Here is a 25,420-nt window from a genome sequence, read left to right as displayed (position 1 = left end):
GCCTCACTGGTAGTTTCACCATAAACTTAAACAGCGCCTTGCGAGGCCACTGAACAGTTAAATATAGCGAAAATAGTTTGTCGGATGAAGGGCAAGGCATTCCATTGCTGGATGGCAAAGATTAATGTTAATGAAACTATCAAACAGCATACGCTAAGATGTGAGTGGAAACTGGAAAACCTCTTATGCAGCCAAGGACCGAACTGAAAAGGATCAGTTTCTAAGCTTTGACTTTAAGAATATGCGCCGGGAAGGAGACCCCGTTTTTCCGTCGCCGTTTCATTCCTATCCAGCGCCGTAGCCAGATGCCTTTTGTTGCTTTGTCATTTTACAGATAATTTTTACTTTTATCGTATGAGAATGACTGTAATGCTATAGTACCTTTTTCAAGCTTAGTTCTTAAGCCATGCGCTATATCCTGTACATAGCGTACATATTTAACTATCATTAGTTTTATTAACAATCTCAAACCAAGCCCATGGATTGGCAGCTACTTGCTGCTCTCTTCGGGGTGGTTCTTAATAGAAAAATCATGTCAGATTTATTAAGTGAAAAGGAAATAGAACAGTTTATTCTCAGCGGTTTTGTTCGTATCGATAACGCATTTGCTAAAGCAACTGCAGACGCTGCCTTAGACATCCTGTGGAATGACCTTCCCTGCGACAGATCAAATCCTTCTACCTGGACGAAGCCCGTTATTCGTTTGGGGATGTATACCCAGCAGCCCTTTATTGATTCAATCAACACGCCGAAGCTGTATTCAATTTTTGATCAATTGATCGGTGAAGGCAAATGGATTCCTTGTCGAAGTGTAGGAACATTTCCTGTAAGGTTTCCAGCTGGTCAGCAACCGAATGACACGGGCAAACATGTTGATGCAAGCTTTCCGGGCAACGACCCTGGCAATTTTCTTGAATGGCGTGTCAATGCCAGATCAAAAGGGCGGGCCTTATTGATGTTGATTTTGTATTCCGATGTCAGCGAAAATGATGCGCCTACAGTCATTTACAAAGGGTCACATATTGACGTAGCACGGCTCTTGTCAAAAGAGGGCGATTCAGGTCTTTCATTTATGGAGCTTGCCAACAGGTTGGACGGATTGCCCAGAAGAGAAGAGGTTTATGCTACTGGTGAGGCCGGAACAGTTTACCTGTGTCACCCTTTTCTCGTTCATTCAGCTCAACTGCACAAAGGAAACACCCCTAAATTTATGGCACAACCACCCTTGCTGTTAAAGGGTGAGTTGTCTGTTTCGGAGTCAAATGTTGGTTACGCTCCCGTTGAACAGGCCATTCGTTTAGCGTTAGAATAGCTGGGAAGATGCTTGTTGGTGAAAAGAGGCTGTTGTTGAGCAGCCTCTTAAACTAAACGGCATTGGGCTGGCTGGAGGAGGCTACCCATCGAATGCTTGAAAATAGTCGTACTCACTCTAGTTTTGGTATGTAAAAATTTTCCATCTAAATTCAAAATGCATAAAGTGTTGATTCAAAAAATTGCATATCTCAAATTTGATCTGAAGATTAGGGATGTTAAAGAGGTAGTTGTTGAACGACGGTAACCCCAAAGTCTTATTGGTATGGAAGAGGATAAATACCAACAGTATGAAGACCTGCAAAAGCAGATCGCCGAAGAAATGCTCAATGATGAGCGCTACCTGAAATTTTTTGCGCAGTACCAGGAAGACTCCGTGCAGCATTTCGTCAGACAGTATGCCAGGCACAAGGCTAACCTTCTGGTGTTTGGCGACTACACCACGGCCAACCAACGAGAGCTGATGGGCACCTGGCAGGATCTTGCCTGGAAAGGGCTGAGGGAGATTCAGCAAAAAAAATTATTTGATCTATCGTGTCGGTGGCACGCCGAAGAGGTGACCAACCTGCCTGGGATAAAGATTTCAGAAGATTTTGAAAATGTGGCACAGTATATATTGGACTACACAGGCATCCCCGATATTTCCGAAACTGACCTTGATCTTTACCTTCTGTATCTCAAAACCCCTGTGGTAGGATCCGACTTCTGGCAGGTTATCTATTCTTATGATTACCAGGACTACGCAGGTATTAGTCAACGCTACAAAAAAGATCAGGAAACCGATATCCCTTATTACGATTTTCACAACTTACATACGGGTAACCACATGTTATTTAGCCTGCCATCGATCCGGCTGGAAAAAGAGCAAGTTTATTACCTTGAGGGCTTTGCTCACCATCATGTTTCCCCCAAGGCCGATCTCGATTCGGATCAACAGCTGGATTCAGATGTTTCAGAGGCTTCGGAGGAAAAGCCGCATTTAGGTACTCTGGATGAAGATCTGGTCGAATTTGCCGAACGCTTCAACGACCGAAAAACGGCTCAGTTTATTGCCGGATACAGAAAGTGGATTTCTGAAAAACCCGACATAGAGATTGAATGGGCTTTTGATTACCTGAAAGCTACATCACCTGAGCAGGTGCCGATTGCAGCGCACGCCGACTGGCAGGAGGCCATTTTTCGGGCGGCAGCTACGCATCGGCGGAAAAAAGCGGCGGAGCTGCTTCCTGCCATTTATGACGAATACCTATTGAAGAAGGGGGCAGGCATCGCACTCACCAGTGAAGACGCATTGTCGGAGATGCGAGACCCTTCGCAGGGGAAGAAATACCTAATTCTGGAGGGCCGGCGGCTGAGGGGCGAGCCAAGAAATTTTGATTTTTAGGGGGTGCTTTCTGAACCTTCTCAGTGCTTGTCCGTTCTGTTGCCGGTTCATTCCTAACCGGTTTAAAGCAATTGCTATCTGTTTCACTCATCTGGCTTTCTGGTTCGTGATCAATGGTAACTTTGTTGCAATTTTTGGGAAGTGGTTCCCTGATTTTGGGAGCTGGTTCAAAATCACCCGGTTCCGGCTACCTGTTTTTCTGTATCACTTCAAGATTTTAGTGACTAACATCCCAATTTGCGGTTTCCAGTTAGGAAAATTCGGTTATCACATACAGAATTTCGTATGTCAGATAGGAATTTTCGGTTACTACATACGGATTTTTGGTTATCACTTAGGGAAATTTGCATGTTGGTTACCAAATTTTGGTTCTTATATCGAGAAATTTGGATGTGGGTTATGGATTTTCGGTTATCACATACAGAATTTCGGATATGACATAGGAATTTTCGGATATAACATACGGATTTTCGTATGTCAGATAGAGATTTTCATGAGGAGCAACCGACACTCGGTGTGTAGGTTTTGGCAATAAGTGCTTGCTGGCCCACCAAATGGAAAAACCCGGCTGGCAAAATGAGTGCGCCTGCCCTCGCCAAAGGCTCAAAAGTTTGATTTACTTCTGGCCTCTCTACGGAGAAAGTAGGCACAATTCATTTTATCGGTCTATTAGCTGTTTTTTAACATTCGTGGAAGTATACAACGCTCATTCCGCCTTGTTCGGAAATGTAATAGGTTAGACAACAACTCATCTGGTCAGAAAAAATGTCAATATACCAGCCTTGTTTCAACCAGCTACCGGCATATTCTTTTGTTTCGAAGTTGACGTGTTCAGCGTTCGCTTTGGACCAATACCATGAGCTCGTTGTGTCAAAATCAATTCGATATCCGTTAGGGTGTTCGAGAGCATTGTCAGATTTAAGGTTCATTTCCAAAATGGAAATTGCATCGTTTTCATCTGTTGGAGTATTTACAGAAACTATGGATTCACCGTATTCTAAAGAACAAACTTCAACTGAAGGCCCAGATGGTTCAGAAGTTTCACAAGCCCAGATCAATGTCAAAAAAAGTGTTAGATAAGTAAGTCTAAAGGAAAGATAATTGTTCCATTTAGAGCTTGTTCGATTATAAAGTCGTCTAATTTCCATCTTATCGTAATTACAGCTAACCTCAGATATGGCGCTGTGGCCCGAACTTTTTAAATTCCGATTAAAGTAGCTTATCTGCCGCTGCATTCAAAGCATCAGAATAGCACTGCACTACTCCAGATAAAAACTCCCACGAGAGGAGATGGCAGAAAGCACTTCAGTTTCCTGGCGGTAGATAATTGGGATGTTCAGCAGGATCTTGGCAAAGTGCTAGGTAAAGCCATGCGCCATCATCGTTTGTTAGCTGGTGTTTATTGACACTTCCCTCGAGTATATTTCATTATCCCTTCATTGTGCATTTCGCACATATTATTATACTCTTTGCCATTGCATCCGCAAACCGGTGGGCTCCATGATCGATCACAGGCGCCTGTTCGGACTTCTTCAGGATCAAAGCAAACCAAGTTACTCAGTTCCATGAATGTTTGTTGAGATACGTTATGTAGATTCTGAGTCCATGAGCATGGATTTAATTCATATCTGCTATTTTTTAAATCAGCGAAAATTAGATAATGTATTTCAGGTTCGAATTGGAATTCTCCTCTCATGGCAAGTTGATTTCCTGCAAATCCCTTGTAGCTTTGAATTATATTAAAGATGATATAATTATCACCTTCTTCTGATAATTCTACTACTGCAATAAGTTCTCTTGTCGTTATTTCATCTGACAATGAGAGTTTTTCGCATGGGTTTAACAGGGTTGAGATAAGAATGATTAAATAGGTGATCATATCTATTTCTACCAATAACAGCTAACGCCTGCCTAAAATGAGTGAGGGAGTTTAATGCAGCTCCGCTTCCACTACATCTTAGCCACGCCGATGATAAAATTATACTTTGTGGCGGACAATCCAAGCCAACTAACCTATGATAACTGGTGAAGCCCGCATTCATTTTTACCGTTGTGTTAGGAGCATTTTCAAATAATCTCGCTGACTTTACAAACATGTTTTACTGATAAATTCTTCGGATTGACTGTCAAAAGGTAGTGTTCAACAAAATGAAGCTTTTGATAGACTTGTATGTAGATGTAGAATTGTCCGTCCAGTTCCAATCTGGAATGCACAAATATTTGCGGTTGTGAAGAATTAGATCTAGGTTTTTTAGAAGCTATAGGACATTTGTCTGCGTTAACTGAAACACTTGGGCCCGGAGTCTCGTCGCTCATTGTCTTGACAAATTCTCGGTCGAAGTCCTGGCATCCATAAAAAACACTATAGTAGCCATCGGTTCGGGTAACAGCGTTAAACCTTACTGTTTGAAGGTCGGGAAAATCCTGTTCTAGTACATTTGTAAAAAAATAGTCCACGGCAGCCTGCTCTGGAGTTTTATGGTCCTGAGGTGAGTAAGAAAGAACTAAGAATAGATAGGCTGTCCTGATCCACATAGCAAGTTACGTAGCGAAATTTGCTCCTAACACTAGTGTAAACGACAAAAGTGTCGTTTATTTCCATTATAAGTATTTTTCAAGTTAATAATTAAAAATACCTAAATAAAGCCCATAAAGCTATATTATCCGTTTGCAAACCCATAATATACGTATATTATACTCATAATATGAGGGTGTGGTTTTCGCTACTTCCTCCTCACCACCAGCACCTTATCCGCCGTTCCTGGCACGGGCACTTTCCCGTCTTTCGCCGCACCCGTTGAAATGATGTTGCCAGTGGTGGTATCTATCCACTCAGTAGAGTAACTGGCTGCTGGCAAGTTGAGTGAAATATTGTGGCTTTTTACAGCCAACGATTCCCAGTACACCACCCATCTGTCTTTGCCATTGCTCATGGCCAGCGTGGTGGCGCCGGGTGCTGCCTTCACCACCGAGGCGTCGGGCTTCAGGTTCACAAAGTCATGGATTTCCATGAAGGTTTTCAGAACGCCAAACTGCTTCCTCAGTGCAGGACTGCCTCCGCCGGGCGATTCGTAGGTGGTATCCTGTCCGTTTTCCTGGCCTACAGAAAAGGAATAGTCGAGGTGGCTGAACAACGCACCGCCTGCCATCACAAACTGCCACACCTGGCGGCGATAGGTGTCGTCTTCGCCTCCGGCAAAGCCGGTCTCGTTAAAGCCCAGCACTTTGTTGAGGTAGTAGTTTTCGCTGGCAGCTCGTGGGTAGGCATAATGGAAATTGAAAATGTCGATTTGTGGATCGGGCTCTGTGATAGGATAGTAAAAGTTGGAGATGTTCTGCGAAATCAGGTGTTTGTTGGCCAGCTTGCTTTCTTCATCTTTGATCCAGCTGGCTACCTTCTTCTGCCATTCGTTAGACGCCTGCGACACTACCTGGATCTTGTCTGTCCACGGACTTTCGCCGTAGTCGTTTCTGGTGAAGACGATTTCGGTGTTGTCGGCCCAGGGTTCGTTTTGTATTTCAAAATAGAAGTTACCAAAGCCGTTCAGTTCCTGCACCAGCTTTCTCACATAGGCCTCCTGGCGGGCCAGCAGGCCTTTGTTGTTCAGCGTATTCACGTCTTTGGCCTCCAGCACTGGCGTGCCGTTGACGTTGTTGTTGGGGTTGAAGGCGGCGTAGTTCCAGCCTCCACCATAATGAGCGGAGAACAGGCAGACTTCCACGATCACCTTGTTGGTGCTGGCCAGGGTCATGAAGTCTTTCAGCCGGGCAAAGAATGCCGGATCCCACTGGTCAAGGTCAAACTTGTTGCCGCCGAGGGCATAGCCAGGTTGGTTGCTCCGCCTCCACGGCAGAATGGCTCTGCCTTCCGCCGGTGCCATGGTGTTCTTTTTGATGCCGAAATCGCCCTGCTTCTCCAGGTAAGCACCAGTGAACAGGCGGGTGTGGTTGAGCTGGTCTTTTCCCAGCGTATTCAGGTAGGTTTTGTAGTCGAAGTCGAGGTTCATCACGGCTCCATAGTGTTCGCCAGAGCCGATAATGATCAATGGTTTGCCCTGAAATTGAAAGTAGTGCGGATTTTGCGGGTGAAGCTGGAGGATGTTTTGGGCTACAGCAGCCGGCAGCCAAAGGCAGAATAGAAGGAGAAGAGATAGAAAGTTTTTCATCGGAAGTGGGGAGTAAAAGTGTGTTGCATCGCTTAGCAAGTAAAAAGAGGCTGTGTTACGAGCCTCTTTTTTTTATCATCAATGTCAGGTGCAGGGGCTCAGATCACTTTAAGCACTCCCCTCACATAGCCGAAGGATTCAGCAGCACCCGCTAGCGGATCTTTGCCGTCTTTCTCATATTCAAGAGACATATAACCGGTGTAGCCTACTTTAATCATGGTTTTTAGGAAAGCTGGAATGTCGGTTACCCCACGACCAATCTCAAGTGGTTTTCCATCTTCCTGGGCTTTGTCCTCGTCTTTAAGGTGGATGTCGTAAATGCGGTCTTTGAACTTTTCTGCCCATACAGACGGGTCTTCGCCAATGCGCACCACATGGCCAATGTCCATGCAAAGGCCAATACGCTTGTCCAGCCCTTTCACTTTTTCATAAACGTCCTTAGGGCTGCGGTAAAGGTCATCTCCCGGGCCATGGTTGTGAATGGCCAGTTTGATGTCAGTTTCTTTCACTTTTTTCTCCGCCAACGGCAGCAGGTCATAGTTGGGCACGCCAATGATCATTTTCATCCCTGCCGCCTTAGCATAAGCAAACGCCTGGTTTACTTCGGCTTCCGTCTTCATGTAAATGACGCCAGCACCGTACAACTCAAGACCTGCATCGGCTATTTTCTTTGCAGCTGCCTTGATGTCTGCTTCTGATGAGTCTAGCGGCAAGTGCATGCTTTTCAATGCAATCTTGGAAATGCCAAGCCTCTTGGTGTATTCTATGGTGGTATCCAGCGAAAACTCACGAAAAGTGTAGCTGGCAAGGCCAAGTTGAAAAGTGTATTTGCTGGCCCTTGATGGTTTTGCATTGCTCATGCCAGGAGCGAGCATCATTCCAGCTCCTGCCAAGCCTGCTGCACGCAGGAAGTCTTTTCTATTCAATGTCATCTGATCAAAAGTTTAAGTAGAATTTAAATATAAGGGATATCAGGTGAAAGGGCCATAGATTTTACTTGCAGAATCTGATTTGTTAGCAAAACCCATTTGGATAGCCGTCTGAAACCAGATGGCAAGTGTTCGTTGTTTTCCACCAACCGCTAGAAGTGCGCTCTCTGTCGGTTTTGCATCAGGGAAATCGAAAAATTATAAAAGACGGGCCGCCGCTAAATATCAAAAGCTGTAGCCCAGGCTAACCCCCGCCCAGGGAAACACGACCAGCATTGGAGTGTATCCAGCTCTGAAAACCAGCCCCTTCGGCCCCATATATCTGTAACCGATGCGAATGCTAGGCATGGCAGTATAGTACCGACCTGAGGTTTCTTCAGGTGTGGCCTTGAAACTTGTGTATGTGTGATATGCAGGGTTAATTGAGAAGCCCAGTTCTACTCTGCTCGCCGACTTTCCAAGAAGCCAGTTGAACTGCATGGGAACCATATATACTCTTGTTCCTTCAATTGTGACAGGAGCACCAACCCCTATAGACATAGCCAGGGTATTTCCCTTTTTTAAAGGGTTTAGTCTTTCATAACTAACAGAGGCTTTCACGGCCGTTCCGCCGAGCTCAGCATATACAGCGTTTTTACGAAAAACAGGAAGTTCCTGAGCTTGAGATTTCGTCGCCGTAAAAAGTACAATCGTAACAAAGAAAAGGGCTGATAATAGTTGAAGTAGTTTCATAGTATAGGAGTGTAAAAAGTGATAGGATTACATAAATTTAACTAAAAAAATCATTTGAAAGAAAATACAGTCAAACTATACCGGTACTTTACTGGATTTCACTTCAATTTTTCGCACGCCCTTATAAATAAAGAAAGTAGCCACTGCCATCAGCACATGGCTAAGTGCTAGATGATTGAACCATTGGTGGGGTGACAGTTTGTTCATGAACACTAATGCTGCCAGAGCAGCGAAGGCAATGCCGATGAGAATATTTTTGCTCGCTGGGTTTTTGGTCTTCAGGAATAGGTAACCCTCAAACGACAACACCACGAACATTAGCCCATAGCCGGAATGGAACTCTACAAAAAAGAAATTGAGCGTAAAAATGGTGAGGCACAGGAAAGTCAGTAACTCTAAAATATTGATCACCTTCAGCACCTTCACTGCCGACTCCTTAAAAAGCATCCCCGAATGCTCAATAGCGCCTCTTTCTATCAGCATAATAGAAAACATGCTGATGATCCAGCCAGGCAGCTTCCAGCCGAAGGAAAAGGCAAAGAGAAACGCATGCCCGAGCAAGCCGCCGAGCGCTGTGGCAATGCCCATCAGCAGGAAGTAGTACTTGAACCAGGTGAATACTTTCTCGGTCTTGCCCGATTTTTGAAGCTTGTAGTAGTAAAAAATACACAGTGCCGACACCAGCAGATCGGTGATTGTAACAATGGGCTCATCTATTCTAAGTCCAAACAGATGAATGGTATTTATAGCATCCATATTTTGGCAATCCTATTGACTTCATAACGGCCTTTCCGGGCTTTAGTTCCACAATCTTCAGCTTTGGTGAGTTGCTCTCGATAATGTATGCGATATCGATTATGCTACTATTTTATTTTTTCGCTAAACGGCTTTTATTTACGGCGAATGATTAATTTCCACTGACTTTTTCATTAGTTTCTCCCGAAAATGTATAAACAGACTTTTACTCAATGCGTCTTTTTTTGTGTCGCTATGTGGCATAGCTGCGCTGCGTTTGGTCAGTCTGCTTTACCTGTTGATGACCGGAAAGTTGTGTTGCTAAAAGCCATCAAGACAGATGGAACCGAGGTCGCAGGTTTTTTACTTGATCTCGATAGGGAAAACGGACTTCTTCATTTTCAACAACGAGATGAACTGTTGGTGGAGGAGTTGAGGGCTGAGGAAATTGACAGGATTGCTTATTTCAAGAAGGGCAGTTTCTGGAGAGGCTTTGGTTGGGGGGCACTAGTTGGGGAGTCATTGTGGGCTACCTACGTTTTCTCCAACGAGCCCGGTTATTTTGGGCGAGGTTTTGACCTGGTGGTGGGGTCTGTACTGTTTGTTACTCCGGTGGGCATTGTGGCCGGTGTTGTGGATGGAGCCAAAGGGGTTCATCTTGATTATGAGGTGGGAGGAGATAAGGCTGCCTTCCAACTTCCGATAGACCGGCTTACAAGGTTTACCAACCAGGATGTGCATTTGATAAGGCCATCGGAAAAGGGTAAGAAAAGGCTTCGTAACTATAGCTTCACTGAGACACCAATTGCGAGACGGCATCCGCAGTATAGCCCCCGGTTTCACTTTGGCCTTTCCTATGGGCTTGGGCTAACTGGCATGAGCAGAAAAATCGAAAAGAACTACAGCCCTTTGCAGTTTGACAGCAGGTATGGTGACAGCAGAAGAGGACATGCTGGCATATTTAGAATCGGTATTTCTTACTCGCTGAGCGATACGCTCGAAGTAGGCTATGCTTTCCAAAATGAGTATGGCGATGTGGTAAACTTGTACGGCAGCAGGAATGGTTACGAGATCAGAACATCCGTTTACATGTTTCAGAGCAGCCATAAATTATACGGTATGTACCACCTTAAGCCTTACTACAGAGCTGTTGGTACCCCTTTTCAGCTGTCGGCAGCAGCCGGGCTGATTTTTAGTGACACTTACCTGGCGACGGAAACGTACGGCTCTTCGTCGTTTCCTGATGTTTTTGTGTATGATGAAGCCAGACGCACGACAATTGTGCCAGGTCTTGCCTTCATGGCAAAGGCATCTTATTTCATTAACCCAAACTTATCTATTCAAATATTGCTTGAGCAGGATGTGTATACCAGGGCTTCCACTACTGGCCTTAGCCTGGGTGAGCCGGTAAACTACACCACAAAGCCACTCAAGATCGCTCCCAATCTTTTCTCCATTGCCACTGGGCTGCGGTTTCATTTATGATCGATAGGCCTACTTGAGTTCCTTGTATTTCTCTATATACATCTGATCGAGCTCCTCTGAGTCTTTGTATTTCACCCTTAGCCCAGCCAGCTTCTCTTTCAGGTCTTTTACCACATCTGCATAAGCCGGGTCGTCGTACACATTGGTCATTTCTTGCAAGTCTTTTTTGCGGTCGTAAAGCTCCCATTCGTCTACATCATAGTAAAAATGTACCAGCTTGTAGTCTTCAGTCACAATGCCGTAGTGGCGCTTCACCATGTGCACACCCGGGTACTCGTAGTAATGATAGTAAACAGCATCTCGTGTGAAACTATCATTTTCGCCCTTAAGCAGTGGAATCAGGCTCTCGCCCTGCATGTCTGACGGCACTGCGGCACCCACAGCCGATAGTAGTGTTGGAGCAAAGTCGAGGTTTTGCACCATTTGGGTGTTGGTGGTGCCTGGCTGAACTACACCCGGCCATTTAACCAGCAATGGGGTTTTGAACGATTCATTGTAAATAAATCGCTTGTCGAACCAGCCATGCTCACCCAGGTAAAAGCCCTGGTCGGAGGTGTAAACAATGATGGTGTTGTCGGCCAGGCCATTTTGCTCCAGGTAGTCAAGCACTTTGCCCACACCCTCGTCAACTGAGGCAATGGAACCCAGGTAGTCTTGCATGTAGCGCTGATAACGCCATTTCATCTTTTCTTCCTGCGTCATGTTGGGGTAGTTCTTCTTGAACTCCTCGTTCATGGGGCCATAGACGGCGTCCCATTTGGCTCTTTGCTCAGGATTCATGCGGCCTACCTCCCTGGCAAAGGCTGCCTTGTCCCAGTTGGCTGTTTCGGGAATGCCCAGCTCGTCCATTACTTCAGGGTAGATCTTGGAGTCACCGGCCCAGTTCATATGGGTGAGCAGATTCATTTCAGCCTCTTTGGCTGCAGAGCCACGCCCTTCGTAGTTGTCGAACAAGGTGGCTGGTTCTTCGAAAGTCCTGTTGATATATTCGGTGTAGTGCCTTTCCGCTGGCAACCATTCTCTGTGCGGGGCCTTGTGCAGGTACATAAGGAGGAATGGTTTTTCGGCGTCTCTCTCTTTGTCGAGCCAGTTCAGCGTCATGTCGGTAATGATGTCGGTCACATAGCCTTCCACCTTGATATTGCCTTCGTTTTTGGTAATAAAGTCGGGGTTATAGTAAGCGCCCTGGCCAGGCAGAATTTTGAATTGATCGAAACCTTTCGGGCTGTTGCCAAAGTGCAGTTTGCCAAACATGGCCGTTTGGTAGCCTTCCTTTTGCAAAAGCTGAGGGAAGGTGATATTGGTTGTATCGAACGGGAAGTTGTTGTCGATTTTGCCATTCAGGTGGCTGTGCTTGCCTGTAAGGATAACGGCACGGGAAGGTGCACAGATAGAGTTAGTGACACTGGCATTGGTAAACAACATGCCTTGTTTGGCAATCCGGTCGATATTGGGCGTTTCAATCAGCTTGTTGGAATAGGCACTAATGGCCTGGTAGGCATGATCATCCGACATGATGAAGACGATATTGGGCCGCTTTTTCTCTGCTTCTTTGGGAGCAGAAGGGCTGCAAGAATAAAGGAAAGCGACGAACAAAAGGCCGAAAGTTAACTGACTGATGAGTTTCATTGGGAGCGGTTTAAGCTTGAGTAAAATCCAATTTACCAATAATGATCAAAAATCTATGGCGAGGATGCGATGACCGGCAATAAGGCGGTTTTAAACTAATACTTCAATGGTTGGATTGAGCTGCTTCAGGGCCTCCAGGAATTCGTTTTCCCTGTCAGGCGAACCACCTTTGTACTTTATCCGCAGTCTCCTGATTGAATTAGCCGGTGCCGACAGCAAGGTGTAAGTGCGATGAGCCGTCCAGATGTCTTTTATATCGACTTTATCAGCTATAAATGGCCCGATTTTTACAATCAGAACATTGTCTTTAATGGTATAGCCGGTGCCGAAAAATATGGTGAGGATGAAGACCAGAATGGGGACCCAAATAGCCAATGAGATAAAGATTGAAGTGGTGTGCATCGATACAAGAGACCGGTAGATGTTGGCTGTGCCGAGATAGGCAACTAGCAGTACAGTGAGCCAGACTAGAACGCTTTTGCGGGAGGGGTAGTATCGTTGAGCAGTTGTTTGCATCAGAATTTACTTGTTGTAATATAGGCAATTCCGCCCATTCCGAAATTCTACGAATTCTGATATTTACTATTTTTATATTTACTCTGCTTATTCATTATACCTATGATACGTTTCACCCTAATAGCCCTCCTGCTATTTACTGGTATTGCTTCTTTCGCTCAGCAGTTCACCTATTGCAATCCCATCAATATCGATTATGGCTACACGCCCATTCCCAACTTCAGCGAAATGGGTAGACACCGGGCCACCGCTGACCCCGTCATTACTGTTTTTAAGGGCAAATACTATCTCTTTTCGACCAACCAATGGGGCTACTGGTGGAGCGACAACATGTACAAGTGGAATTTTGTCCCTCGCAAATTTCTGAAGCCATGGCACGATGTGTATGATGAGCTTTGTGCACCCGCCACACTCGTGTTGGGCGATACACTGTTTGTTATTGGCTCTACTCATACAAAAGAGTTTCCGCTTTGGATGAGCACCAACCCCACAGTAGACGATTGGACGGAGGCCGTTGACAAGTTTGAGGGTGCCGCCTGGGATCCTGCCTTTCTAGAGGACGATGATGGCCGGGTGTATCTCCACTACGGTTCCAGCAATTTCTACCCCATGTATGGAATAGAGGTCAGCAGAAAAACCTTACAGCCAATTGGCGAACGTGTTGACTTGATCCACCTGAACGACAGCATTCATGGCTGGGAGCGCTTTGGCGAGCATGCCGACAATACTTTTCTTGACCCCTTTATGGAAGGGGCATGGGTCAATAAGTACAATGGCAAATATTACCTGCAATACGGTGCGCCCGGCACGGAGTTTAGCGGCTATGCCGACGGCGTTTACACCAGCGACAAGCCACTTGGGCCGTGGACTTACCAGTCGCACAATCCTTTTGCCTACAAGCCCGGAGGGTTTGCCAGAGGCGCCGGGCATGGTGCCACCTATCAGGACTTATCAGGCAACTGGTGGCATGTCTCTACGATAGTGATTGGCGTGAAGAACAACTTCGAACGACGCCTCGGCATTTGGCCAGCAGGGTTTGATGACGACGGCATCCTGTATTGCAATACCACCTTCGGCGACTACCCTCACTACCTCCCGAATGGCCCGGCCGACCATTTGAAGAGCAGGTTCACGGGGTGGATGCTGCTCAACTATAACAAGCCTGTGCAGGTGTCATCTACCCTGGGAGGTTTTGCAGCCAACCAAGCGGTGGATGAAAGCATCAAAACTTACTGGAGTGCTGCTACCGGCAACAAAGGAGAGTGGTTTCAAACTGACCTGGGCGAGGTGAGCCAGGTGAATGCCATTCAAATCAATTATGCCGATCAGGATGCTGACTTCCTTGGCAAGCCAACCGATTTCTACCATCAGTACATTATCTACGTTTCAGAGGATGGCAAGAAATGGAAGGTGGCAGCCAACAAAGCACAAAACAAAACAGATGTGCCTCACGACTACATTGAATTCAGTGAGCCCATTAAGGCTCGCTATCTGAAGATGGAAAACAGTCATATGCCCACAGGCAAGTTTGCGCTTAGTGGCTTCCGGGTTTTTGGTAAGCAGAACAAGCCACTTCCGGCACCTGTCCGGCATTTTATTGTGCTCCGTGGCGACAGCGAACGCCGCAATGCCTGGCTGAAATGGGAGCAGATGCCCGATGCCACGGGTTACAACATTTACACAGGTATTGCACCCGATAAGCTATACAACAGCGTCATGGTGTATGGTGCCAATGAGTATTATTTCACAGCCATGGACCTGGACAAAACCTACTATTTCCAGATAGAGCCTTTCAACGAGGCGGGCGTCGGGCCAAGAGGCGAAATCATGAAAGTAGACTGATGCCCCGTCAGGAACCAAAATGTTTTCTGGCGAGCAACACATTTGGCAAACCAATGGCCACAATTAATATACATGAACCAATGATTGCTGAGGTCAGGTTGAAAGGGAACTTTGGTGTATTTGACAATGGCAGCACCGCCTGGTTCATGACCAGCCACACAAAAAGCCCGTAAATAACCGCCGGAAGTAAGATCCCTGCTCGCAAAATTGACACTCTGCGGTAAAGCAAAAAGAAGAGAGTGGCCCATGCGAAGGCAATTAAGTAATGGAACAGCAGGCCGAAAACTGCGATCACTGCTCCACCGGAGAGCGCTTCAACACCAAAAACACCACTGGCAACGAATTTGAGTACCGCTGAGGGGATGGTGGAATTTCGGAGCCAGGCACTGGCGAAAGCGGAGAGGATATCCAGTGTGCCTGTAGCAAAGCCAGCAAAAACAATAGCTTTACTCAATGGCTTGTTTGATGTGCTCATAACGAATTTGTTTAAGTAGCCGGATGGTCTGGGTTAAATAACAATTATCCCGATATTTACTACTATCGGAAGAAGGGTGGATAGGCAAATGACATCAGTTGAATGCCAGTTTGCGACAATTCCTGTCCTTTCATGGAATTGAAGGGAACCCTTTTCTCTAAAAACAGTTTGATACATCATGCAGAAGGAATTTCTAGATAAATTATATAAAGATCACCAGGAGTGTCCCAGGTGTCCAAGCCCTAAAAGGGTATCACAGTTTTTTGTTGACTTGCTCGAAACGCTGTTTCCTGACTTCTCCATGCGGGCTTTTTCTTCTCAAAGAGAGCTGGAGATACACCTGAAAAAACTTCAGATTGAACTGGATGAGATGCTCACACTCAACCCTATCAAGGGTGTGGTGGATCTGGAAGATGTGGCAAAGCTTTTCTTTGAAAAACTGCCGGAGGTTCATTCAAAAATATTAGACGATATCAAAGCGCTGTACGAAGGTGACCCGGCTGCAAAGAGTCAGAGTGAGGTAATTCGCACCTACCCAGGCTTTTACGCCATTGCTTCCTACAGGATTGCGCATGAGCTGCACAAGCTTGGTGTGAAGGTAATTCCAAGGATTATCACAGAGCACGCCCACGGCAAAACAGGGATCGATATTCACCCGGCAGCCACAGTTGGGGAGCATTTCTGCATTGACCACGGCACTGGCGTGGTGATAGGAGAAACCACCATCATTGGTGACCACGTGAAAATATATCAGGGAGTAACATTGGGTGCCCTTAGTGTCGATAAAAAAGATGCGGAAACAAAAAGACATCCGACCATTGAGGACAACGTGGTGATATATGCTGGCGCCACGATTTTAGGTGGCGAAACCGTTATTGGCCATGATAGTGTGATTGGTGGCAATGTATGGCTGACTCGCAGCGTAGCTCCGAACACGAAAGTCTACTACCAGGCCCGCATGTACAATAGTGATACAGAGGAAACTGATCTGCTCATCTTCAAAGAATCTGCTCAATGAAGCTTTTTGATTTAATTGGCAACACGCCATTGGTAGCGTTGGAAAAAATTCCAACCAATAAGAATGTGACCATTTACGCTAAGCTGGAAGGACAAAACCCCGGCGGAAGTGTGAAGGACCGGGCTGCTTACAATATGATCAAAAGTGCTCTGGAGCGTGGCGATATAAAACCAGGCGACAAGTTAGTTGAAGCAACAAGCGGAAACACAGGCATTGCCCTGGCTATGATTGCCCAGGTGATGGGTGTGCACATGACCCTGATCATGCCTGACAACTCTACCAAAGAGCGTGTGCTGTCGATGGAAGCTTATGGAGCCAAAGTGATCTTAACCCCGGCTGCTAAAACCATCGAATACTCCAGAGAGCTGGCAGATAAAATGGCTGCTGAGGACGGTTATACCATCCTTAATCAGTTCGCCAATTCTGACAACTGGAAAGGACATTACAAAACCACTGGCCCCGAGATTTGGAATGATACCAATGGTGAGGTGACGCACTTTGTATCTGCTATGGGCACTACGGGCACCATCATGGGGGTGAGCCGCTACCTGAAGGAAAAGAACAACAATATCCAGATCGTAGGCACCCAACCAACCGATGGGTCAAGCATTCCCGGGATCAGACGCTGGTCGCCGGAGTTTCTCCCTAAGATATTTGAGCCAGAAAGAGTCGATAGGGTGGTGGACGTAAGCCAGGGCCAGGCCACAGAAATGACCCGCCGCATGGCGAGGGAAGAGGGCATCATGGCGGGCATGAGCAGTGGGGGCGCCCTGTATGCAGCACTACAGATAGCTTCCGAACTGGAGTCCGGTGTGATCGTCTGCATTACCTGCGATAGGGGTGATCGGTATTTGAGCTCAGATTTGTTTGGGTGAGAGCACTCAAAACTTCGTTACTTGCTTATTTAGTAGTTTTGAGACTATTAATTTCTTTTCTGAGAATAACGGCCTCTTTGGACGCATTGTCAGTCTTTTCTAAACGATTCTTCAGGTTTTCGATCTGTACCTGAAGCTTCTTTGCTACCTTTTCTATATCTGCGCTACTCTTCATTCCCTTTTAATCTTTTGATCTCGAGATCATTCTGATAAATCTCTTTTTTATAAAGATAGTTCTTTGCTTCTAGTCTTTCAATTAACAGTTCCACATGTTTGAAGTAGCTCTGAATTTTTTCATGGTTTATTATGTCCGGGTCAACATGATTCAATTCACTCTGAGCCTCGTAAATAGCTGATTCATTCAGCAGTATTTCTTTAGCTAATTCGGAGTTGCGACTTTCTAGCTCTGTAATTTTATCATTCATCGTGTAGTGAAAGTGATTTGAACTATTACCAAATCAAAAGAGACTTTTTTAAGCTATCACAACGGATGCGCCAGCACCACCTCCCTCGACTCCAGTAGCGGTACAATTTTACCCAGCACTATTTCCTTAAAGTAGTCGGCGTCACGGTGAGCCTGTAGGGCCGCTTCGTCTTTGTAACCCTCATACAGCGCAATCGTGTGGTCATCGTCTTTGCCCTGATGCAGGGTGTAAAACAGGTTGCCTGCCTCTGCCCGGGTCTTTGGAACCATTTCTCGAAGCAGTTTGATGACAGTATCGGCCTGGCCTTGTTTTACTTTCCAGGTCACAATAAGATAGAGGGGTGGTTGAGTCATAGTTATTTGTGCTGTTAGGTTATCAGTGCTTTGTTCTTCTCAATATCGTAACGGTCTTCCTTGTAATGTTTACTAAATTGGCTCCATATATCGCAACGGTCTCCCTTGTGATGTCTACCTGATTGGCGTCCGCCACTTCCGGGATGGGCGACCGTTCATTCATGCCCTTTACTTCTCCCCCAGCGCCTCAAACTTAAATTTCTCAGTCGCTGCTGGCTCATGCTCCTGCTTCATGATGGCTTCAATCTGCGCCACCACTTCCGGGTTTTCTGCGGCCACATTGCTTTGCTCTTTCGGGTCAGTCTTCAGATTGTATAATTCTACCTCCAAATTGCCCTCAAATATCCCTTTCCTTACGCCCTTCCAGTCGCCCATTTGCACAGCCTGCTGCCCGGTGTATTCCAGCAGCTCCCAGTAGAGAAACTCATGTTTCTTCTGGTCGCCCTGCCCAAGTAAAGTGGGCAGGAAGCTGATACCATCTGTTTTGGCAGGAGCGGATATCCCGACCAGGTCACATAGCGTGGGCATCACGTCGTAAAAAGCTGAGGCAAGGTCGGTGGTAGTGCCAGGCTTGATCTTGCCTTTCCAGCTAGCGATCATCGGCACACGTATGCCGCCTTCGTAAACAAACCCTTTGTTTCTACCATAGCCATTGGTGTAAGGGCCGGTGCTGTTGAAATACTCGAAGTCAACCCCGGCGGTATAGCTAGGACCATTGTCGCTGGTGAAGATGATCAGCGTGTTTTCGTAAACCCCCAGTTCTTTCAGTGTTGCCACTAGTTCGCCCACCTGGTCGTCCAGATAGCTGATCATGCCCGCATAGGCGGCTCTTGGGTAGCGGTGAGGAAAATAGCCCAGATTGCCGAGGTAGGGTTGCTCCTCACCAAAAATGGCATGGTACTTTTCCACGTACTCTTTCGGTACCTGCAAAGGCAGATGAGGAAGAGGAGAGGCATAATACATAAAGAAAGGATTGTCCTTATTCTCACGTAAAAAGCCCAAAGCCTTTTCGTGCATTACTCCGGGGGCATAGTCAGTTTGGTAGAACTTATCAAAGCTCGACTCAGCCAGCGTATCGGCGCCCGTCTCCAGCTTTTCGCCAGGAGCCATAAATGTGTTGTCGAGGTAGATGCGGCTTTCATTTTCCCAGATATGTGTAGGATAAAGGTTGTGTGCCTGACGCTGGCAATTGTAGCCGCAGAAGTAATCGAAGCCCTGCGTGTTAGGTGTGCTTTCGGAGGCGGGTGCCCCAAGCCCCCATTTTCCAATAAGGGCCGTTTTGTAGCCCGCTTGCTGCATCACTTCACCCATGGTGAGGGTGCTGTCGGGTATCGGACGCTGCCCTTCCAGGGTTGAATCGGCCAGCATGGCTGCGAAGTCCCACACGGCGCCCCGCTCCTGCCATTCGTCATTACCTCTAATGAAGGAATGCCCCATGTGCAAGCCGGTGAGCAGTGCATACCTCGATGGCGCACAAACCGGAGCTCCGGAATAATGACGGGTAAACTTCATGCCATTCTTCGCCAGTGCGTCAATATTTGGCGTCTGAATTAGTTTTTGCCCATAGGCACCCACATCTCCATAGCCAAGGTCATCGGCCAGTATGTAAATAATATTGGGTTTCTTCTCTTCCGGAGTGGTAGAACAAGATAGCAGCACTGCGCAGAGAAAGAGCAGAATAATGGAAGACCGCATGATAGATGGTTTGGTGTTAAGTAGCCAATATAGCCATTTTATGTTTTTCTCTTTAAAGTAACTGGCAGCGAAAAAATCCCCCGGAATGGGGGCCGTTTCGAGTGCCGATGGTTTTATATTTACCCCTATGATCAAATGCTTCTATTTCAGTATCTTAGTGGCTGCCTTTGCTTGTGACGCCAGGCCAACCCCACATGTAGAGTCGACGGTGAAAGCCCTGGCGACTGCGCTGAAAGACAATTATATCTATGAGGACAAGGCAGAGCAAATGAGTGAGCACCTGCTCAAACGCTTGAGCGAAGGGAGGTTTGATGGAGAAATGACCGACGAACAACTGGCCAACCTGTTGCACGAAGAGGTGAGGTCAGTAGTCGACGACAAGCATTTGCGGATCTGGCTGAGCAGTCAGGGTAGAAGCGCTTCCAACAGGAGGGAAGTGCCCAGTTACCCTAATGGATTCGGGAAGGCGAAGATCTTGGCCGATCAGGTAGGCTACCTTGACATTACAGGTTTCTATAACCCGGGTAGCGGCTTCAGGGCCGACTTGACTGAGCAAATGACGATACTGTCACGAGCCAAAGCTGTGATCCTGGATCTTCGTAATAATGGTGGTGGCTCGCCCGACGCAGTGCAGCTCATCTCCAGTTATTTTTTTGACAGAAGTAAGCCTGTTCACCTTAACACGCTTTATTTCCGAAACAGGGATTCCAGTACCGATTTTTACACCCTACAGGATATTGAAGGGCCCGATCTTAGCGGTAAGTCGCTTGTGATACTTACGAGCGACTACACTTTCTCAGCAGCTGAGGAGTTTACTTACAATATGCAATCGCTCAAGCGAGCCACCATTGTGGGTGAAACAACGGGCGGCGGGGCTCATCCGGTCAACCGGTACACCATTTCAGAAGGAATTATGGCCATCATTCCCGTCGGTCGGGCCATCAATCCCATAACAAAAACCAATTGGGAAGCTGTCGGTATCAAGCCTGATGTGGAGGTTGATGAAGAAAGTGCGCTTGATAAGGCAATGGAACTGCTTTCCGGCTCCTGATATTTTTTTAGAGGGGACTAATTCCTAATTTGAAATCGACAAATTTCAAATCCTCTATGTTCACCATCGACGCCCACCTTGACCTGTCCATGAACGCCCTGGAATGGAACCGGGATATAAGACTTCCGGTAGCTGACATCAATAAAAGGGAGCAAGGGCTGGCCGACAAGCCAGACAGGGCCAAGGCCGTAGTTTCATTGCCTGAACTGCGGCGGGGAAACATAGGCCTGGTAGTGGCTACGCAAATTGCCCGCTATGTGGCGCCCGGCAATCCTTTGCCCGGCTGGCATTCACCTGAGCAAGCCTGGGCGCAAACGCAAGGCCAACTGGCATGGTACAAAGCCATGGAAGAAGCCGGTGAAATGGCTCAGGTTACCAACCTCTCCTCCCTCAATAACCACCTTGCCTTGTGGAACAACGGGCAAATAAATGAGAGCAAACCTGTAGGTTACATCTTAAGCCTCGAAGGGGCAGACTCCATTGTTACCGTCGGCCATCTTGAAAGAGCCTATGGTTACGGGCTGAGAGCATTGGGCCCGGCGCATTATGGGCCCGGCCGATATGCTCAAGGCACCGACGCCACCGGAGGGCTGGGGCCAAAAGGTCGGGAACTGTTGAAAGAAATGGAGCGGCTGGGCATTATTTTGGATGCCACGCATTTGTGCGACGACAGCTTCTGGGAGGCTTTGGATCACTATCATGGGCCCGTTTGGGCCAGTCACAACAACTGCCGGGCGCTGGTTAATCACAACCGCCAGTTCAGTGACGAGCAAATCAAAGAGTTGATCAATCGGGGTGCTATTATTGGCGGTGCCCTGGATGCCTGGATGATGGTGCCCGGCTGGGTGCGGGGCCAATCGACTCCCCTGGCGATGGATTGCAACCTCGAAAAAATGATCGACCACATGGATCACATTTGTCAGTTGGCGGGCAATGCTCTGCACATTGGCATTGGATCCGACCTGGATGGTGCCTTTGGGAAAGAGCAATGCCCGTACGATTTGAACACCATAGCTGACCTGCAAACAGTGCCAGATTTGCTGGCCAAGCGAGGTTATTCTGAAAAAGAAATTGAACAAGTAATGCACGGAAATTGGCTTAGATTTCTTCAAAAGGCATGGGCGGAGAAAGATTGACGAGCTAAAGTTTCATTCAAAGTGCTTAAGTCATATATTTAGCGAACCACAATGAGTGATTTAGAAGTGGGTAGGATAAGTGGCGGGATGCCGTTTATTGTTACAACCTTCAAAACGCCATCAACCTTAAGACTCATGTTGTTGAGGAGAGATAATTTTAGACAGTTCATCTTTCTGAGTAAGTTCGCTGTTTGCCTTCTTTTGCTGGCTCTTTTTCTCCCTGAAAGAAGTGCTGGCCAAGGTACGGACAAGCCTGATTCATCCATTGTCGATGAGCTTTCGTCAAAGGCAGATGTTGCCATGCTGTCCAATGTAGATTCAGGGTTCTTCTATGCCAAAAAACTATTGGAGCTTGGCGATCAACAAGAGTTTGACTATGCCAGGGCCAGGGGATATGAGAAGCTTGGCTGGACACACTGGGTGGAGGGTAACTACGCCGACGGACTTAAAAATGCTTTGGACGCCATCAGAATTTTCGAACAGTATGGCCCCTCCGAAGGCCTCGTCAGTGCTTTTTTATCTGCCGGAAGAAACCTTTTTGAGCAACGTAGTTACACCATGGCGCTGACTTATTATCAACGGTCGGAGGCTTTAGCACAAGAATTGGGGTTGGAAAAACCGCTGATAGAAGCGTACAGAGATCTTGGTGGTATTTCTATCTCTCTTGGCGACTATGAAAAAGGCCTGGACTATTGCACCCGAGGCCTGGCGATCGCTAACCGCCTGGGGTTGAGATCGTCTATTCCGATATTTTATAGCCATATAGCACTCATTCATTTTAATCAAGGCGACGTTGAGCAATCGGTGGATTATAACTGGCGGGCCATACTGGAAGGGAGACTGACGGGTAACCGCCGTGTAGTGGCACTTGGCTTTGAGCGCCTGGCCAATGTCGATCTTCAGCAGGGGTTGTACGATGAAGCCATCCGCAAAGGAAAAGAAACGCTTGAGATGGGGCAGGAGCTTGGTTCCTCGCTGATAGCCATGCGGGCTTATATGGTGCTTTCCAGAGGGTATGAAGGAAAACGAGACTATGAAAAATCTCTCACTAACTACAAGCTGTATATCGAGATCAGCGATAGCACTTACAACGCTGACAAGGAAAGCATCATAGCGTCCATTGAGGCAGTGTATGACCTCGAAAGCAAGCAGGGGGAAATAGAACTCCTTGAAACGGAAAAGGCGCTGAATGAACAGGAGTCCAGGGCCAAAAACTACTACATACTCCTTTCGCTCGTGGCTATTGGTCTTCTGATTGCACTCACCTTTGCTTTGTTCAGGGCTTCCAGGTTTCAAAATCAACACAATAGTGAACTTCAGGTCAAGAACGATGAGATAGCAGCACAAGCCAAAAAGCTTGGAGAGATGAATGCTACAAAATCGAAAATTTTTTCCATCATAGGTCATGACCTTCGGAATTCGGTGGCCAACCTGAAGCAGCTGCTGGATTTACTGAATAGCAAGAAAATAACCTTGAAAGAGCTCAGAGAAGTAGCTCCAGAAGCCAAGCAAAGCGTAGATGCGTCATTTGACGTGCTCGATAACCTCCTGCACTGGGGGCTTACGCAAATGAACGGCATTAGAACCAATATAGAGCCGGTTTTGCTCCAACCCATCCTTGCCGAAATCGTGTCTCACTTCACTCTTTTTGTGGAAAGGAAAAACATCACATTGACCTTCGAGTCAGAGAAAAGCATCACTGTGATGGGTGATGCTCCTCAGCTGACTGTAGTGCTTCGGAACCTGGTGGGCAACGCCATTAAGTTCACCAAAACAGATGGAGCCATTGTCGTTCAGGCAAAAGACATGGGCGATTTTGTGAGAATTTGTGTGAAAGACAACGGCGTGGGTATTTCTGAAGACAAACTGAAGCTCTTGTTTAAGCATGAAACCCACTATTCCGAATCTGGAACTAACGACGAAAAAGGAACCGGCCTGGGGTTGCTTCTCTGCTACGAATTTGTGGAGAACATGGGCAGCTGGCTGCAGATAGAAACGGCTTTGGGCGAGGGCACGACCTTCTTTTTTGACATGAAAAAAGCCTGATACTGCTTTTCTTACTTATGCTATTCTTTCTGGAGAATGGGCTAACTTTGTGCTATGGGTGAGCATGTGAATAAAATACTCAGCATTTTGGAGAAGGAACCTGCGTTTACCATTGTTGGTAAAGCAGCAGACGAGCTGGGTGTGGAGGCGTACGTTGTTGGGGGTTTTGTGAGAGATATTTTCCTGGGTCGTCCATCCAAAGACCTTGATTTTGTGTGTGTTGGCAGTGGGATTGCACTTGCAGAGAAGGTGGCCAACAGCATCAAGGGCAAATCAAACCTCAGTATTTTCAAAAACTTCGGCACTGCTCAGGTCAAGTGGGGTGAGTATGAGCTTGAGTTTGTTGGAGCCCGCAAGGAAAGCTATCGATCCGACAGCCGTAAGCCCCTTGTAGAAGATGGCACCCTGCAGGATGATCAAAACCGCAGGGACTTCACCATCAACGCCATGGCCATTTGCCTGAACAAGAAAAGGTTTGGCGAGCTTGTCGACCCTTTCAATGGCATTGAAGATCTGCGCAAAAAAACAATCAGAACACCGCTGGATCCCGATATCACTTTTTCGGACGACCCCTTGAGAATCATGCGGGGCATTAGGTTTGCTGCGCAGCTTGGCTTCGATATTGCGCCCGATACCATGGAAGGCATCACCAGAAATGCCCATAGGCTAGAAATTGTTTCAATGGAGCGGGTAACAGATGAGTTAAATAAAATCATTCTTTCAAACCCGCCTTCTTATGGCTTCCAGCTCATGTTTCATGCCGGTGTCCTCAAGTTTGTCTTTCCTGAAATGGTTGATCTTTATGGCGTAGAGGTGATCAATGGCAAGGCACATAAGGACAACTTCTTTCATACCCTGAAAGTGCTCGATAATGTTAGTCAGGTTACTGGCGACCTGTGGTTGCGCTGGGCAGCCATTATGCACGACATCGCCAAGCCAGCCACAAAGCGCTTCAACGACAAAGTGGGTTGGACCTTCCACGGCCACGAAGACAGAGGTGCCCGCATGGTACCCAAAATTTTCAGAAGGATGCGCCTGCCCATGGACTTAAAAATGAAGTATGTGCAAAAGCTGGTCAGGCTGCACTTGAGGCCAATAGCGCTTGTAAAAAGGGAAGTGACTGATTCTGCCATCCGTCGCCTGTTGTTCGAAGCGGGGGATGATGTGGAGGACTTGATGAAGCTGTGCAAGGCCGACATTACCAGCAAGGATCACAACCGGGTGCAGCGCTACCTGAGTAATTTTGAACTGGTAGAACAGAAAATGGCGGAGGTAGAAGGTAAAGACCATGTTCGGAACTTCCAGCCACCAGTTTCCGGCGAAATGATTATGGAGGCCTTTGGCATTCCTCCTTCCAAGCCCATTGGGGAGATCAAAGAAGTGATCAAGGAAGCGATCATGGAAGGAGAAATCCGCAATGAATTTGAGCCTGCCTATGAGCTGATGCTGAAAACAGGGCTGAAGATGGGCCTGAAGCCCGTAAAGGAGTTGAAAAACCAATAGTGTAACCTGCCCCGGGAGCAGATCAATTTTGGTAGCACGACAGGTTAAATGTTGTTAAATCGTGCGGAAATATTTCGTGATTCAACTGAGGAAGTTAATTTCGGGATTGTTAAA

23 protein-coding genes are annotated in these 25,420 nt (G+C 46.9%); 10 read left to right on the top strand and 13 right to left on the bottom strand.

The window, feature by feature from the left end; genetic code table 11:
* The first annotated feature begins 478 nt into the window (after positions 1 to 478).
* The gene (locus RIG68_RS16905; RefSeq protein WP_350124748.1) at positions 479 to 1,312 is read left to right on the top strand and encodes a phytanoyl-CoA dioxygenase family protein; all 834 of its coding nucleotides are present in this window, start codon (positions 479 to 481) and stop codon (positions 1,310 to 1,312) included.
* A gap of 264 nt (positions 1,313 to 1,576) precedes the next feature.
* A complete protein-coding gene (locus RIG68_RS16900; protein WP_350124745.1) occupies positions 1,577 to 2,695 on the top strand; it encodes a hypothetical protein in 1,119 nt (372 codons plus the stop codon).
* Positions 2,696 to 3,375: 680 nt separating this feature from the next.
* Here the strand turns inward: RIG68_RS16900 and RIG68_RS16895 are convergent.
* The 6 genes from RIG68_RS16895 to RIG68_RS16870 form a co-directional block, all read right to left on the bottom strand.
* Positions 3,376 to 3,843, bottom strand: coding sequence for a hypothetical protein (locus RIG68_RS16895; protein WP_350124742.1), 468 nt, complete (start codon positions 3,841 to 3,843; stop codon positions 3,376 to 3,378).
* A gap of 251 nt (positions 3,844 to 4,094) precedes the next feature.
* Positions 4,095 to 4,574, bottom strand: coding sequence for a Kazal-type serine protease inhibitor family protein (locus RIG68_RS16890; RefSeq protein WP_350124739.1), 480 nt, complete (start codon positions 4,572 to 4,574; stop codon positions 4,095 to 4,097).
* 844 nt (positions 4,575 to 5,418) lie between these two features.
* Positions 5,419 to 6,861, bottom strand: coding sequence for a hypothetical protein (locus tag RIG68_RS16885; protein ID WP_350124736.1), 1,443 nt, complete (start codon positions 6,859 to 6,861; stop codon positions 5,419 to 5,421).
* Between the two features lie 98 nt (positions 6,862 to 6,959).
* Positions 6,960 to 7,793, bottom strand: coding sequence for a sugar phosphate isomerase/epimerase family protein (locus RIG68_RS16880; protein WP_350124733.1), 834 nt, complete (start codon positions 7,791 to 7,793; stop codon positions 6,960 to 6,962).
* A 222-nt stretch (positions 7,794 to 8,015) separates the two neighbouring features.
* Complete coding sequence (locus RIG68_RS16875; protein WP_350124730.1) at positions 8,016 to 8,522, bottom strand: hypothetical protein; 507 nt, start codon at positions 8,520 to 8,522, stop codon at positions 8,016 to 8,018.
* A 75-nt stretch (positions 8,523 to 8,597) separates the two neighbouring features.
* Complete coding sequence (locus RIG68_RS16870; protein WP_350124727.1) at positions 8,598 to 9,278, bottom strand: DUF6962 family protein; 681 nt, start codon at positions 9,276 to 9,278, stop codon at positions 8,598 to 8,600.
* A gap of 234 nt (positions 9,279 to 9,512) precedes the next feature.
* Here RIG68_RS16870 and RIG68_RS16865 point away from each other — a divergent pair, with 234 nt between their 5' ends.
* Entirely contained in the window at positions 9,513 to 10,742 is a 1,230-nt protein-coding gene (locus RIG68_RS16865; protein WP_350124724.1) for a hypothetical protein, read from the top strand.
* A 9-nt stretch (positions 10,743 to 10,751) separates the two neighbouring features.
* On the opposite strand, the gene RIG68_RS16860 is transcribed toward RIG68_RS16865, so the two are convergent.
* Positions 10,752 to 12,371, bottom strand: coding sequence for a sulfatase family protein (locus RIG68_RS16860; RefSeq protein WP_350124721.1), 1,620 nt, complete (start codon positions 12,369 to 12,371; stop codon positions 10,752 to 10,754).
* 90 nt (positions 12,372 to 12,461) lie between these two features.
* Positions 12,462 to 12,887, bottom strand: a complete 426-nt coding sequence (locus RIG68_RS16855; RefSeq protein ID WP_350124718.1) for a PH domain-containing protein — start codon at positions 12,885 to 12,887, stop codon at positions 12,462 to 12,464.
* 102 nt (positions 12,888 to 12,989) lie between these two features.
* Here RIG68_RS16855 and RIG68_RS16850 point away from each other — a divergent pair, with 102 nt between their 5' ends.
* The gene (locus RIG68_RS16850) at positions 12,990 to 14,729 is read left to right on the top strand and encodes a family 43 glycosylhydrolase (protein WP_350124715.1); all 1,740 of its coding nucleotides are present in this window, start codon (positions 12,990 to 12,992) and stop codon (positions 14,727 to 14,729) included.
* Between the two features lie 7 nt (positions 14,730 to 14,736).
* Here RIG68_RS16850 and RIG68_RS16845 read toward each other — a convergent pair whose 3' ends face one another.
* Positions 14,737 to 15,204, bottom strand: a complete 468-nt coding sequence (locus RIG68_RS16845) for a DUF1440 domain-containing protein (protein ID WP_350124714.1) — start codon at positions 15,202 to 15,204, stop codon at positions 14,737 to 14,739.
* Positions 15,205 to 15,382: 178 nt separating this feature from the next.
* Here RIG68_RS16845 and RIG68_RS16840 point away from each other — a divergent pair, with 178 nt between their 5' ends.
* Together RIG68_RS16840 and cysM are read left to right on the top strand one after the other, a co-directional pair.
* Positions 15,383 to 16,222 carry a serine O-acetyltransferase gene (locus tag RIG68_RS16840; RefSeq protein WP_350124711.1) on the top strand — a complete coding sequence of 280 codons (840 nt, stop codon included), beginning with the start codon at positions 15,383 to 15,385 and terminating at the stop codon, positions 16,220 to 16,222.
* Positions 16,219 to 17,097, top strand: coding sequence for a cysteine synthase CysM (cysM, locus tag RIG68_RS16835; RefSeq protein WP_350124708.1), 879 nt, complete (start codon positions 16,219 to 16,221; stop codon positions 17,095 to 17,097). Before RIG68_RS16840 ends, cysM begins: the two co-directional genes overlap by 4 nt.
* A 25-nt stretch (positions 17,098 to 17,122) precedes the next feature.
* On the opposite strand, the gene RIG68_RS16830 is transcribed toward cysM, so the two are convergent.
* The 4 genes from RIG68_RS16830 to RIG68_RS16815 all read right to left on the bottom strand — a co-directional run bounded on the left by RIG68_RS16830 (position 17,123) and on the right by RIG68_RS16815 (position 19,570).
* Positions 17,123 to 17,272: a hypothetical protein gene (locus RIG68_RS16830; protein WP_350124705.1), complete on the bottom strand. Its 150-nt coding sequence runs from the start codon at positions 17,270 to 17,272 to the stop codon at positions 17,123 to 17,125.
* Positions 17,262 to 17,522, bottom strand: coding sequence for a hypothetical protein (locus tag RIG68_RS16825; protein WP_350124702.1), 261 nt, complete (start codon positions 17,520 to 17,522; stop codon positions 17,262 to 17,264). The genes RIG68_RS16830 and RIG68_RS16825 overlap by 11 nt, the downstream gene beginning before the upstream one ends.
* 56 nt (positions 17,523 to 17,578) lie before the next feature.
* Positions 17,579 to 17,875: a putative quinol monooxygenase gene (locus tag RIG68_RS16820; RefSeq protein ID WP_350124699.1), complete on the bottom strand. Its 297-nt coding sequence runs from the start codon at positions 17,873 to 17,875 to the stop codon at positions 17,579 to 17,581.
* 168 nt (positions 17,876 to 18,043) lie between these two features.
* Positions 18,044 to 19,570, bottom strand: a complete 1,527-nt coding sequence (locus tag RIG68_RS16815) for an arylsulfatase (RefSeq protein ID WP_350124696.1) — start codon at positions 19,568 to 19,570, stop codon at positions 18,044 to 18,046.
* A gap of 85 nt (positions 19,571 to 19,655) precedes the next feature.
* Between RIG68_RS16815 and RIG68_RS16810 the strand changes: the two genes are divergently transcribed.
* The 4 genes from RIG68_RS16810 to RIG68_RS16795 all read left to right on the top strand — a co-directional run bounded on the left by RIG68_RS16810 (position 19,656) and on the right by RIG68_RS16795 (position 25,306).
* Positions 19,656 to 20,621 carry a S41 family peptidase gene (locus RIG68_RS16810; protein ID WP_350124693.1) on the top strand — a complete coding sequence of 322 codons (966 nt, stop codon included), beginning with the start codon at positions 19,656 to 19,658 and terminating at the stop codon, positions 20,619 to 20,621.
* A 56-nt stretch (positions 20,622 to 20,677) separates the two neighbouring features.
* Positions 20,678 to 21,757, top strand: a complete 1,080-nt coding sequence (locus RIG68_RS16805; protein ID WP_350124690.1) for a dipeptidase — start codon at positions 20,678 to 20,680, stop codon at positions 21,755 to 21,757.
* A 135-nt stretch (positions 21,758 to 21,892) separates the two neighbouring features.
* Positions 21,893 to 23,803, top strand: a complete 1,911-nt coding sequence (locus RIG68_RS16800) for a sensor histidine kinase (protein ID WP_350124688.1) — start codon at positions 21,893 to 21,895, stop codon at positions 23,801 to 23,803.
* A 54-nt stretch (positions 23,804 to 23,857) separates the two neighbouring features.
* Positions 23,858 to 25,306 carry a CCA tRNA nucleotidyltransferase gene (locus tag RIG68_RS16795; RefSeq protein WP_350124685.1) on the top strand — a complete coding sequence of 483 codons (1,449 nt, stop codon included), beginning with the start codon at positions 23,858 to 23,860 and terminating at the stop codon, positions 25,304 to 25,306.
* Positions 25,307 to 25,420: the final 114 nt, after the last annotated feature.

Source organism: Imperialibacter sp., from assembly GCF_040222385.1.
Classification (GTDB): domain Bacteria; phylum Bacteroidota; class Bacteroidia; order Cytophagales; family Cyclobacteriaceae; genus Imperialibacter.
Note: the sequence above shows the minus strand (reverse complement) of the source record. Positions and strands in the feature narration are given on the sequence as shown.